General features: G+C 46.2%; 14 protein-coding genes. 12 read left to right on the top strand and 2 right to left on the bottom strand.

All coding sequences use genetic code 11. The features are described 5' to 3' along the window. Positions 1-7: 7 nt before the first annotated feature. From ACOJUR_RS12100 to ACOJUR_RS12085, 4 genes are all read left to right on the top strand, one after another. The gene (locus ACOJUR_RS12100) at positions 8-445 is read left to right on the top strand and encodes a hypothetical protein (RefSeq protein WP_420950116.1); all 438 of its coding nucleotides are present in this window, start codon (positions 8-10) and stop codon (positions 443-445) included. A gap of 40 nt (positions 446-485) precedes the next feature. After that, positions 486-812 carry a hypothetical protein gene (locus tag ACOJUR_RS12095; protein WP_420950115.1) on the top strand — a complete coding sequence of 109 codons (327 nt, stop codon included), beginning with the start codon at positions 486-488 and terminating at the stop codon, positions 810-812. A 61-nt stretch (positions 813-873) separates the two neighbouring features. Continuing rightward, entirely contained in the window at positions 874-1,071 is a 198-nt protein-coding gene (locus tag ACOJUR_RS12090) for a hypothetical protein (RefSeq protein ID WP_420950114.1), read from the top strand. Next, entirely contained in the window at positions 1,058-3,622 is a 2,565-nt protein-coding gene (locus tag ACOJUR_RS12085; protein ID WP_420950113.1) for a phage tail tip lysozyme, read from the top strand. Before ACOJUR_RS12090 ends, ACOJUR_RS12085 begins: the two co-directional genes overlap by 14 nt. Before the next feature lie 5 nt (positions 3,623-3,627). Here the strand turns inward: ACOJUR_RS12085 and ACOJUR_RS12080 are convergent, their stop codons facing one another. Both ACOJUR_RS12080 and ACOJUR_RS12075 read right to left on the bottom strand, forming a co-directional pair. After that, the gene (locus ACOJUR_RS12080; RefSeq protein ID WP_420950112.1) at positions 3,628-4,422 is read right to left on the bottom strand and encodes a hypothetical protein; all 795 of its coding nucleotides are present in this window, start codon (positions 4,420-4,422) and stop codon (positions 3,628-3,630) included. 123 nt (positions 4,423-4,545) lie between these two features. After that, on the bottom strand, positions 4,546-5,229 hold the full coding sequence (locus ACOJUR_RS12075) for a hypothetical protein (RefSeq protein WP_420950111.1): 684 nt from the start codon (positions 5,227-5,229) through the stop codon (positions 4,546-4,548). A 67-nt stretch (positions 5,230-5,296) separates the two neighbouring features. Between ACOJUR_RS12075 and ACOJUR_RS12070 the strand changes: the two genes are divergently transcribed. From ACOJUR_RS12070 to ACOJUR_RS12035, 8 genes are read left to right on the top strand one after another with little or no spacing between them, the layout of a single operon-like run. Beyond that, positions 5,297-6,622: a hypothetical protein gene (locus ACOJUR_RS12070; protein WP_420950110.1), complete on the top strand. Its 1,326-nt coding sequence runs from the start codon at positions 5,297-5,299 to the stop codon at positions 6,620-6,622. Further along, positions 6,619-7,365, top strand: coding sequence for a hypothetical protein (locus ACOJUR_RS12065; RefSeq protein ID WP_420950109.1), 747 nt, complete (start codon positions 6,619-6,621; stop codon positions 7,363-7,365). Before ACOJUR_RS12070 ends, ACOJUR_RS12065 begins: the two co-directional genes overlap by 4 nt. Positions 7,366-7,377: 12 nt before the next feature. Continuing rightward, positions 7,378-8,160 carry a LysM peptidoglycan-binding domain-containing protein gene (locus tag ACOJUR_RS12060; protein WP_420950108.1) on the top strand — a complete coding sequence of 261 codons (783 nt, stop codon included), beginning with the start codon at positions 7,378-7,380 and terminating at the stop codon, positions 8,158-8,160. 15 nt (positions 8,161-8,175) lie between these two features. Continuing rightward, positions 8,176-8,631 carry a hypothetical protein gene (locus tag ACOJUR_RS12055; protein WP_420950107.1) on the top strand — a complete coding sequence of 152 codons (456 nt, stop codon included), beginning with the start codon at positions 8,176-8,178 and terminating at the stop codon, positions 8,629-8,631. Beyond that, on the top strand, positions 8,628-9,482 hold the full coding sequence (locus ACOJUR_RS12050; protein ID WP_420950106.1) for a hypothetical protein: 855 nt from the start codon (positions 8,628-8,630) through the stop codon (positions 9,480-9,482). Before ACOJUR_RS12055 ends, ACOJUR_RS12050 begins: the two co-directional genes overlap by 4 nt. A gap of 14 nt (positions 9,483-9,496) precedes the next feature. Next, the gene (locus tag ACOJUR_RS12045) at positions 9,497-10,954 is read left to right on the top strand and encodes a baseplate J/gp47 family protein (RefSeq protein WP_420950105.1); all 1,458 of its coding nucleotides are present in this window, start codon (positions 9,497-9,499) and stop codon (positions 10,952-10,954) included. Between the two features lie 14 nt (positions 10,955-10,968). After that, complete coding sequence (locus ACOJUR_RS12040; RefSeq protein WP_420950104.1) at positions 10,969-11,790, top strand: hypothetical protein; 822 nt, start codon at positions 10,969-10,971, stop codon at positions 11,788-11,790. Positions 11,791-11,841: 51 nt separating this feature from the next. Continuing rightward, positions 11,842-12,282: a hypothetical protein gene (locus ACOJUR_RS12035; protein WP_420950103.1), complete on the top strand. Its 441-nt coding sequence runs from the start codon at positions 11,842-11,844 to the stop codon at positions 12,280-12,282. The last annotated feature ends 1 nt before the right edge of the window (position 12,283 follow it).

The following is a 12,283-nucleotide window of genomic DNA, read 5'->3' as shown; positions in this document are numbered from 1 at the left end:
GGTTTAGGTGTCGATCAATAATCCGTTTCAAACGGTTTATACAGGCAACAACGTTCAAATCAACATTAACGGTCAACCTGTGGGTCTGGTTAACACGCTTACCATTACTCGCGGCGTGAACCGGAGGGCTGTATATGCAGTGGGTAGCCCTTTATTTGTGGATGCGCCTGTGACACAAGCAAGCGTCACGGTCACGGCAACGGCTATGGTTCCCTTTAACGCAGACAACAGTTACACGTCGGAGGGCATCAATCCTTCGAGATCACTGACAGAGCAGTTGAACCAAGCAGCCTACTCCATCGATGTGATCAATTCAACAACCGGCGAAATTGAGTACAGCGTTGTCAATGCTTACTACAATCAAGACAGTGTGCAAGTGCCTGACACAGATGTGCTGACGCTGAACTTGAGTTGGATTGCGCAGGATACTGCGGCTTGGAGTTAATGAAAGGAATCTCTGATACGAACAGAACGGGGAGATGGATTTGAGTAACAACGAATTCCAAAAATCTTTTGAGGTGCGCGGAGAGACTTATACTTTCCGCGTCCCTTCAGCTTTAGACATCATTGAAATTGAACGAGAAACAAAAAAGTTGGCAGATGGTGTTCTAGAGAGTCCGTTGGCAGTGATGTTTGCCAACTCGATTGCTATGTTGACGAGGCTATGCCTGTTTCCGAAGGATGCAGACTTTCAGAAACTCCCTGACTTTGTTGTGAGTCAGTTAAGTTCGGAGGTAGCCAATTGGCTGAACTCCTTTCGTGAAAACTTGGGAACAGAAAAAAGCTCAACTGGCGAGGGACAGAGCGCATAATTGGGAATGTCTATATCGTTTTCTTTATCGCATTCCTGCACACGATCCTCGACTGGAAGGTATGAGCGATTTTGAGTTTGAGTTAGAAGTCCTGTCTTATCAGGAGATCACCAAAGTTTTCACCGCAGGAAAGGCATCAGGTCCTCCTTCCGAATTCCTGGATATGGCGAAAAATTTCAAGCCGATTGCCAATCCTGTCAAACGCAAGATGCCCAATATTCAGCCCATAAAAGGTGGTGATAGCGTTGCCGGAAATTAAATTCACCACTTCCGCCGATCTCAGAGGCTTAGAGGAAATGGAGAAGTATTTCAATCGCATGGAAGAGCACGCCAAGCGTATTTCAGACATGATGGCGAGAGCAGGAGTTTCTTCTTATGCGTCCCAAGGTTCTCAGGTATCCGGCGGTGGAGTGAGTTACGCCCCAAGCCCTAAAGGTGGTCATACACCACCAGTCAGTACTATGTACACGCCTCCATCTCCCGCTTCTCAGGCTCACCGAGCGGCTCACCAAGGTCAATATAATCTCATGACTCCATCCGGATTGGAAATGTACTACCAAAATGTCATGGAACAGGCTGCACCTGTACTGGCGATGTTCCAACAACAGACTAAGCAGATGACTAGCGGCGTGAGAACCAAATCCTCGCAGAGTAGATTTCACTCAGGAGTGAGCCAGCAAGAGATCGAGAAATGGTTTACAAGCCTGTCGAACAAGAACATGCCTCAGCATGTCCGCTCTCGATACAGTGCGGCTATGGGAGAGTTTGTTGGAACGGGTGACATCTCAGCCATTCAGACCTTTATGCAGGATTTTGGCTCAGAATATGGAGCGCCAACGGCCACTTATTCTGCTCCGTCCGGTGTGTCTCGTCTGTACCATCATTTTAGGTCGAGTGCAAATGGCAGAAGCTTTCGCAGCGTAGTTTCCAGCGGGTTAAAGGGTGTAGCTTCTGGTGTGATTGGTGATTCGGTGGCATCGGGAGCCATGGGTGAAGGCGCTGGTATTGTGCTTGGCGATTTGTTGGGAGGCCCTTTAGCGGGAGTAGCAGCAGGTATTACAGGCGCCGCTTTGGGATATCTCAAGCACGGCTTTAACCAGTGGATGGAAACCGCCGTTCCAGTATCCCAATTAGCTCATTCGTTGGGCGATGCTGCACAAGGTGTGGAATCTTTCCGGAATGCGATTGTCCGCGCCGGAGCAGACGCTGGCATGACGGGAACGCAATCAACCCAAATCGCTACTCTTTTGGCGGGAAGCTTTAACGGCAATACGCGCAACAGTCTGACGAATCTCGTTCACTTGTCGGGCGCTTATGGTCTGAATTTTGGCATGAGCGGGCAACAAATTGCACAGATTTTATCGGCATCTGCTTTGGCTGGGGTCACCAATGGTGGGGGTTCTCAATATACACCCAGCAGTTATTTGGGGATGCTCGGTAATATGGTGATCGCCACAGGTATGCAAGGACGACAAGGCCAACTCTTTACAGGTTTAGCTGATGTATATAGTACGCTTAGTGGCATCAATCCTGTGATCGCAAATCAGCCTGGCGTAGCGGCACAATACACAGCACTCAATAAAACGGGCATTCAAGGATTGCAGGGACAAAACGGAGCCGCACTTATATCTTCGATGGATAAAGCTTTTGCAAGTCCGTCAGGAATACAGCAAGCTATTGCAATGACAGCCATTTTGAGGGCGTCTGGCGGGAAAATCACAGACCCATTCCAAATGATGAGCATTATGGAACAGGGGACGGCGGCCAAGGTGGGCAACACGACTTTGGGTGCAGCCTATCAGAATGTGGTGAAAGGAATCACCAATAATCCATATTTGCAAGGGGCACTCATGCCTGGTTTAGATATCAACCAAGGAATGGCAATGATTAGAAGCGGCGCAATGCTCGCCACAAAGGCGCCATCCTCTAATTATTCCGTTTCCACCACAAGAACTTCAGCAGACAAAATACAAGAGGCTATGGCCAACTTTAATGCCCAATCGGCTCATTTGGCAAGCGGAGGAGCCAAAATGCTTGCGAATTTGAGCGTATCTCTTGGCTATGCGAATAATACCATCAGCATGACCAACAGCTACTTGTCGCAACTGGCACAAGAAGCTCAACAGGCAGAAGAACAACAGAAAAAGGAACTTGAAAATCTCAGAAAAAACGATCCATATGCCAATGGCCGTTTTGGTCCTTATACAGCGGGTAGTTCGCCGTATGGAGTGGGTGTGCCTACACCAGGTAGTGTAATTTCAAATTTCTTTTCTTCCGTTAGTTCGGGTATCAGTAACTGGTGGAGCGATTTAACAGGGAACAATAGACAACAACAAATTTTTAATTTCTTGAAGAGCAAGGGTTTGAGTTCTGCCGCCGTTGCAGGAATCATGGGTAATTTAGAGCAGGAATCTTCTTTGAATCCTACCGCCACCAATACTGCAAGCGGAGCGTATGGCATCGCCCAGTGGCTAGGATCACGTAAAAATGGTTTGTTTCAATACGCCGCTGCTCATCATTCGTCGGCAAGCTCTTTGAATACACAGCTGAATTACCTGTGGCACGAATTGAAATCAGGTCAGGAAGGCAGTATAGCTGTCTTAAACAGCATGTCTGACGCAGGGGCGGCTGCCCAGTATTTTGAGTCGAGTTATGAGAGAGCAGGGGTTGGCGCTAATATCGCAAATCGCATCAATTACGCCAACCAGTTTTATAACGAGTTTACTGTTAACATATCCGCACAAAGTACAGCTAATTTAGGTAGAGCCGTCGCGTTGGGAATTCATAACGTAGGAGGGCCGATAGGTTAATGGATTTAACCTAGACTAGAGAAATTTTGCATATAAAATAAATCCATTGCATCTCGACTTACAGGATACAAATGATTTCCATTTGGATGAATCAAGTAAGTTAAAACGATTTTATTGCCGACGGCAAATCTTCCTGAACTGTTTTGTGCCATTTGTCCGCCTTGCTGCATGGTTAAATACCAAGTTAAATAATAATCGTTATTAGATTTATGAAGTTCAAAAAAACCAGGTATATAATTTGAACCTTCAAAATTTGTGTATCCAAAATTAAATTCTGCTGATTGATATAAAGGAATTGAGTTGGTGTTGTTCGAGCTTTCTCCGTAAATTGGACTGGGCGTATCTTCGGCTACAGTGTTTAATGACATTTGAATCGCACTCGGAAGTTCATTCATTGTGAAAGTTCCATCTTTAGGAATGATAAAGATGGAGTTTCCTTCTATCTCGACATCCGAAGATGGTAGACCTCTCGAATCAACGCTTTTGGTTAAATCAGAGGAATTTCTATTGCTTGTGGATTCATTAGCATTTTGCGATGAGTTTGTATTTTGGCTTGAAGATTCGATTCTTGAAGAAAGTGCTGTTTCTAGCTTATCCGCCATTTTGTTTTCTATGTTCAATTGTTTAGCAAGAATATCCATTTTCTTGTTTTCTTCATCAATATAGTTATTGATTTTGTTGTTAGAAGATGCGTAACCGGATTGGTAACCTATATAATCTCCTCCGACAAAAACAATAATTGCACCCAAAAAAGAACCTAGTATGATAGTTGTTTTCAATTTCCATGTCATTTTATCCATGTAGATACCTCATTTCTACTCAAATATAAATAGAATTTACTGTTTTTTTGCAAAGCATAGCAGTCACGGGCAGAACCATTGCGATAGGAATAAGTAATGCAGGATGACCTGTATGGTGATAACCTAGTTTCCTGAATTTGTGTTTGAATTGAAATTTATGACGAATTTAGAGAAGAAATTTTCTGGAGTCAGGAAAGAGCCGTCTTGTGAAATGTTGAAATCAAAGCGGATCGTATTCCCTGGACCTAGCATTTGACTGTCCTTTTTGAATTGTTCTTTGGATAATTTTCCAGAAAGATTGAAATTCTCTCCCATATCCGCCGTCTCTATGGCCATCTCTGCGATGGAAGGTGTTGAGGTTATAATGCCAGATGGCTTAGTGGTAAGAGTCCATTGAACATTCGTTGATCCATGAGGCCCTGGTGTCGTGGTAAATGTACCTGGGACGCTGTAGCTGCCTTCCCAAGAACTATACCCAAAGTCCTGCTCGACCATATCGATCACGTCAGCAGAATCTCCTTGCGGTTGAAATTGAAGGACGTTTTGTACCGTTTGAGGTAATGAACTGATGTTTTGGTTTCCGGTATTAGTCGAATTAGACGTGGCAGGTGTTTGAATTGGGGTGGATGAGTTCGATGAATTATCCATACTAGAATTGTTGGGAGATGTGGAGAGCGCGGGTTGATTATATGAATATTGACTCTCTTGCAAACCGTTCTTGTATCCGATATAAATGCCAGAAACAAAAATCAGAACGCCTCCAATAAAAGAACCGGATGAAACCAGCAGAATCTTACCTATACCCATAGAACACCCTCGTTTCGATTTGGATTTTTCTTCGAGGATTCCAGAATTAATTTGAGGAGGAATATCTTTGAATCCTCTTTTTTATCATGATTATCATCCAAGAACAACCGTGATTGCAAGGACTTGGCGAGGAGAAATGTATGATTTAACACCCTATCTGTATTCGTGGCAAAGAATCAAATCGCTAAGTCAATCGCAGCCTGGGACATTCACTTTATCGCTTTTTGGAGCCAAGGATAAAAACGGAAAGACTTTAGCGGATTTGCTGATGCCGATGGACTACATTGAAATTCGGGCGAGTAAAACAGGGAAGAAAGTCGACGGTGAATATCCAATCATTATGCGCGGGTTCGTCGATACTTGTACTGATTCGCTTACGTTTGGTCAATCTGGCGGTCCGAGCGAACCACGAATCAACATTTCGGGGCGAGATTACACGAAACTTCTGATCGAGTGGCAAGTCCTCTACCTTTGGACACAAAACACACTATCAGGCAAAGGAAATCTGGCATCCATCGAAGCGCAAGCATATGGTCTTGGGTTGTATTACAATTTCCATCTACCAATCACGCCGGAGTCTATTACTAATTTTTTCGAATCCGTCATGCACAACATGGTCAACCCGATTATCGGAGGTTTGCGAAAACATAATTACGGTTTCGAATTGCCTGGTATCAATTACAATTTTGTTTTTCCTGACTTCCCTATGTCTAGTCTGAATATCTTGTCCTACACAGGTTCTTACTGGAATCTCATGCAGTATATCGCTTCTCCGCCATTCGGCGAGCTTTTCATTTGGGATGATGTCGATACACCCGTGTTAACATCGAGGCTGACGCCTTACAAGACAGTGGAAGGCGACAACCCGTATCCTTCAACGCTCGATCTGCAACCAGAAGGAACTTTTGAAGATGTTGTATCCTACAGTGTCAGCCGGACAGACACCAATTTGGATACTTACTTCCTCACCTATGGTTCGACAACACAGATGGTCGGTCTGACGATGCCGACTTTCGTTGATTCGAGTAACGGCGTCCTAACACAGTGGGCTTCCTTGTATGGGACAAGACCGAACCTTTTAGATACGTCATGGATCGCTGAATACGATCCATCTAATCCTGGTCAGCCGAATACCAGCGCATGGGGGATCGGTGATATTCTGAACCAATGGGCGCTTGCAACGATGGGTGAGAATCAATATTTCTGGAACGGGACGATACAGTGCCACGGAAGTGAGGATTATCGGATAGGTACGTATTGGATTTTGAAAGAGAGAGAAGAAATGTACTACCTAGCAGGGATTGAGGACACCTATTTGTGCGGTTCGACAGGTTCTGAGAGTGACAGTTGGACAGCAACCTTGACCGTGGAGAGGGGAAGACCTGTGGCATGAAACGTCCGTATTTAGGTAACAGCGCATTACATAATCGATATTCAATGGAGAAAGCTCCATATTTGAACACACATACACTTTTCCTCGCAAAAGTGGTGGCTGTGCACCCCGAAACAGGAACTGTGGATGTTGCCTTGGATGCCAGTTATCAAGGGGGTTTTTATACGAATGTGCCCGTCGTCAGTTGGTCATATGGCACACAAACCGGAGAAACGTATCTACCGAAAGTTGATTTAACTGCACCTATACCATCCTCCGAGGGAACTTACGATCAGCCGATAGGAAGTGGTGGAGAAGATGTGTGGGCGGTTTGTGGACATTTAGCAGGGAGAGCAAATAGAGCGGTTTGTCTTGGCTTCATGAGTCCGATACAAGCGCAGATACATACGAAAACACCAGGCATGGCAGTTAATCTACATGAGAGCGGAGTTTATCAAGTTATCACTTCTGATGGCAACTTGAACATCGGCTTGCCCGATGGGTCAAGTATCGTCATCGGCATTGCGACCGAATTACACGACATGCAAAGTGAGAATCCGAGTTGGTCGCCGAAAACAACCTCCACACCTTACAACATCACCATCAAAGTCAAAGGGAACGTCAACCTGACCGCGTCGTCTATTGTCCTGAACAATGGCACTGAGGGTGTAGCTAGAGTAGGCGATGCGGTGTCGGTCGAAGTGGGTGGCACGAATTACACGGGCACTATTACGAGTGGTTCAAGCACTGTCTTTTCGGGTTAGGAGGTGTTTCGCTTGTCTTCAGTAAACATCGGCGGAGTGGTGGACATTGAAGTCAATACCGCTGATTACAGCAATCCTCGCGTCTTGGTATTTCCAGCGAATCCTGATCAGCAATCGTCTCGTAATATTCGCGTAACCGTGATGCAGACAGCGGACAGCATTTACACGGACGACTTTGGTATGGGGATTCAGACGTTAACTTTGTCGGGGACAACCGCATGGAGAAGTGCACAAGGAAAGTGGAATGGACAACCCATAGACGGAGAAACGGCTGCCAGACATCTGCAATACGACATCATCGACTGGTATTTTAGCATGGAGCAGGCAGGTCCTTCTCCGCAAGGCATGGTCATGGCTATCTACGATCATGCCTTTGGTCGGGCTTGGACGGTGAAACCGATAGGCAATGTCCAATTTGCCATTACGTCTCAAAGTCCGGTTACGCGGAATTTTTCTGTGCAATTCCTGGTGCTCTCTGATTTGGCAAACGGTGTTTCCGTAACCCCTGTTATCGATCCGGTTGTTCAAGTGTTACAAAATCCAAAACAAGTTCAAAAGTATACGCACAGCAATGTCAAAGCTGTGCAGAAAAAGTCGGTAGCACAATCACAGAAGAAACCCTTTATCTACACCGTTCAATCAGGTGATACACTATGGAATATTGCGAAACGATTTCTTAGCATTCAAGCCACGAATACACAGATTTCATCCTTTATTCGCCGGATAGCGGATACCAATCATATCGCCAATCCCAATCTCATCTTTGTTGGTCAACGACTGACCATTCCACGTTAGAAAGGAGTGAGGAGAATGCTGAAATATCCCAAGTCTGTACCCACTCAGCAAATCGTTCTCGCCCCACTCCAAGCACTAATTAGCCAGGTTCCGGCGTGCGAATTGTTCCGAACCTTTATCACTCAAGTGGAAGAAAATTGGTCGAATTGGTCGGCTGGAGCTTTGGAGAGCATCTTGCAAATCAGTAGAGTGATGGCGAACGTTTTTGACGAATTGCACAACAGCGGCACGCAAAGTATCTATAGTTCGCAGTATCTCTTGTCTTTAGCTATCAACGCAAGAAGATTGGCTGTGAATGCAGGACTAGCGGCCACGGTTACAACTGGAACCGATTCGCTCAGTATCTCACAATCGGCACAGACAGCTTTATCTACCTTGATCGCATGGGACCCTGTGCAGGGATATCAAACACCCAGCAATTATGCACAACTGGCGACAGTTTTGATGAATGGTGTGGTGGTGGCGTTGTGATCGGAAAACCGCATATTTTATCGGTTAATGACGTGCAGCGGGGCATCCAAGCCTTAGCTGCTTTTTTATTAGGGGATGCTTCCAAGTGGACAGAGTTGGTCAGCGTAAATCAGTTATCTCCACCTTATATGACAACCAATCCTGGTGCGGTCTATGGCCCTCCAGTTGCAACATTGGCTTTAAACAGTGAACTGCCAGCAGGTTCAACATCTCTTAGTTTGCCGAACCAACCCCAAGGCATCAATGTAATCTACCTATCCGCAGCAGGGAACGCTCAACTGGTAGCTGAGAGCGTCAATGTGGAGAGCTACAACGGTCAAACATTGACGTTGTCGACACCTACTCAAAATGCTTATCCATCAGGCGCTCGGTTGCAACTGTTTGATGCCTACAACGAGGGGAGCATTCGAGTACTGTTGCCTGGCGATACCATCTTGATTCCTGTGGAGAGCAATGGTTCGCTTACGTTCGGAGGCAGTGGCCAATTGATCGATACATTCGGATCGGATATGGCAGCCTATCCTCCCTCTTTTGCAAATGGAGACTTCGCGACAGTACAAGGTCTCGATACACTTCAACAACGGATGAGAGCGGTCATACAGACGTCTGTTCGATCTTTGCCTCTGTATCCGACTTGGGGTAGTCGCTTGCCAAGTTCGGTAGGAGAACCGACAAATTCTGTCCGGTGGGTCGCTTATCTTCGGCAAGCACTCTTGTTGCTTCCAGAAGTCTCGGATGTACAAAACACTAGCATTGCGGTGACGGGTAGCCAGGTTTCTGTCAGTGCAACTGTGTATACACATGCTTCCAATGACGCTATACAACTGTATAACGAAAACTTCATTATCTGAGGTGGTGATCAAAGTTGGCACAAACAACCACGCAAATTGCATCAGATGCGATTGCCACGATTAGTACTGAGACGAGTCAGGTCACGAACTTCAATGTAGGTTCTTTGGTGCGATCTTTAGTAGACGCTTTTTCGTCAGAATCTGCTTTGATGGAGAAAGAGATCGAAGAACAGATCGCTGCAGGAGTATTGAATGCTGGCTATCAGTTGTTAGGTGTATCTCCTGCAGGTGCGGTTGGCTCTGTGTATCTTTTAACCTTTTCACTCTCATCAACCGCCACGTCGAGTGTAACATTAGCGAGCGGGACAGCCGTCACGATCCCGAACGGAACACTTCAATGGGAAATCGGACAAACTGTAACGATTGACCCTGGTCAAACCGTGAATGTGACCGCAACTTGTACTTCAACCGGAACGATCACCAATGTGCCTGCCGACTCCATCACCCAACTTGTTGTGCCTGTAGCTGGGTTGACTGTCACAAACAATTCCTCGCAGCCTGTGATCCAAGGTCGGGACGCGCAGTCGCAATCCGAACTTCAAGCCGAACTCAGCCAATCCATCAATCAGTTGCATCGCGGAGATTATCTTGCTGTCGAGGCGGGTGCTCTCACAAGCCAACTGCTCGATGCGTCAGGCAACCCCACAGAACAAGTCGTTAAGGCTCTCGAAGTGGATTTTGTGCCGACGAGTGCTTGGCAGGTCAATGGGTTTGTCTACGTGTACAACGGTGTAGGCTCCATGTCGTCTGCACTTCTTCAGCAAACGCAAAACATTATTAATGGGTATACCGACACGAACGGCGTCAAGCATACGGGTTATAAAGCAGCTGGCTCCATCTTACAAGTGGTAGACGCTCCTGAGAGTGTAGTTAATCTTTCGCTGGCCGTGTTGCCGAAGTACGGATATTCTTTGTCGACGGTTCAAACGAATGTCGAAGATGCGGTTAATCAATACTTCTCCAACCTCGATATCGGAGATGCTTTTTCTTTGACGCAGTTGGCCTATGCAATACTCGCATCTCCTGGTGTGGCGGATGTTCAAATCTTGGAACCTTCCACATCTTTACCAGCGGTTCCATATGTGGAAAATCCCACAACGATTCCCGCCTTGTCCGCAGTATCGGGAAGTACAGCCCTTGCGTCCGGTACATATACACTTGCATACTCGTATAACAATCCATTCGGACAAACATTGGCTACAGCATCGGGTACAGTCTCTATATCTAGCGGGCAGGCAATCGATGTAGGTAGCATACCGCTTGCGACAGGCGCGACAGGGATCGACTACTACCTGTCCATAAGTGCAGGGTCTACCACATTAGGGTATGTTGCATCTTCAAGCGGACAGGCAATCAGCATAACTTCATTGCCTTCTTCTGGTGCAAGCTTACCTCCAAGTTCCAACACAGCGCAAATACCAGGAAATATTTACACGCTCGGCACGCTGAATATTACGCAAGCGACAAGTTAGGTGGTGATACCATCGTGAATGCTTATGTACAGAGGCTTTTCGCGCACATCCCTCCTGGTTACGACTTGTCCACGTATGAGGTTCCTAGTTTATCTGTTACGGGAACAGGGACCTTGGTTATCGAAGGAGATACACTTTATGCAACCTCTGGAGCAAATGCAGTGAGCATCGATCTGCATGGATCGTCTGTGGAAAGTATTGTGAATCAGTTACCAAATGGGATGAGCGGGCAAGTCCTGCAAAACGGGATTTCTGAGTTGCTCCAATTCCCTGATGGTCAATCTATCGCCAATGTCCCTGTAATATTGACCATCCCACAAAATCCTATATGGTTTATTGTGGGTATGATGGCTCGGATGTTAGAAAGTAGAAAGCGTTCTCGGGAATCGCAGGTCGCACAGTTGAATTTGAAAGCTTCGACAGGGCGTATCCTCGATTGGTGGGGGGCATCTGTTGGTGTGGAACGTTACGAAGATGAGCCGGACATCCTTTATGCACAAAGAATTTCGGAGTTCAAGTTTCATCCAAACGTGAACAACGTGGCGATTGAAAAGGTTTTAGCTACCTTAGGTTATTCAACGTCTGTTACAGATACTGGTCCAAATCAATTTTCGGTACAAGTGGAGTTACCAACTTCCTCACCCCAAGGTTTCACGTATTCGACCGCACAAATTCAGGATGCCGTGAATTTGCTCAAAGCAGCAGGAACGATAGCAACGATTGTTCTGCAAGGCAAGCTAGAGGACTTGATGAATTTATCCGACAACTTGTCCGCTGTGACAAATAGTTCCGTTTGGACATGGGGGAATATGGTTTGGGGCCAATTCTCATGGTAAAGGTGGTGTTTTTGATTGATAGAAAAAGTGCCAATCCAAGGGAGGGTTCGGGTGTTTTTGACCGACATCCACACAGGAAAGTCGCGTTCCTTTGAGACAAAGAATATAGCCTGTAACGGACAATTAAGCGCTATTTCTCAATGGGTTGCAGGTGCAGCGAGTAATATAGGATACAATGCGGTTTCGCCGCCCACACAAATCGAATACGGAAATGGTTCGGGCACTCCGGCAATCACAGATACGGGGTGTTTTTCTTTGATTAGTGGTAGTTTGACCAACCTCAGTTATGCGCAAGCCAACACTCCGCAACTCGGCACAACCACGCTTGTCTTTCAAACGGCAGCTGGTGTCATCAATACGCAAATTACAGAAGCCTTTTTACGCGACACAGGCAATAATCCCTGGGCGCACACTCTGTTCGGTTCGCCCTTTACACCATCCTCGTCCGAAACCATAACAACAGAGTGGCAATTAACTTATGCAGCCTCTTAAG

The sequence above is a fragment of the Alicyclobacillus tolerans genome (genome assembly GCF_048984885.1).
Classification (GTDB): Bacteria; Bacillota; Bacilli; order Alicyclobacillales; family Alicyclobacillaceae; genus Alicyclobacillus_I; species Alicyclobacillus_I tolerans.
The sequence above is the reverse complement of the archived record's forward strand: the minus strand, read 5'-3'. Positions and strand labels throughout refer to the sequence as shown.

Excerpts from the sequence above, each read along its gene's own strand:
- ACOJUR_RS12075 (WP_420950111.1), bottom strand. The coding sequence starts at position 5,229 with ATGGGTATAGGTAAGATTCTGCTGGTTTCATCCGGTTCTTTTATTGGA.
- ACOJUR_RS12090 (WP_420950114.1), top strand. The coding sequence starts at position 874 with ATGAGCGATTTTGAGTTTGAGTTAGAAGTCCTGTCTTATCAGGAGATC.
- ACOJUR_RS12055 (WP_420950107.1), top strand. The coding sequence starts at position 8,176 with ATGCTGAAATATCCCAAGTCTGTACCCACTCAGCAAATCGTTCTCGCC.
- ACOJUR_RS12080 (WP_420950112.1), bottom strand. The coding sequence starts at position 4,422 with ATGGATAAAATGACATGGAAATTGAAAACAACTATCATACTAGGTTCT.
- ACOJUR_RS12065 (WP_420950109.1), top strand. The coding sequence starts at position 6,619 with ATGAAACGTCCGTATTTAGGTAACAGCGCATTACATAATCGATATTCA.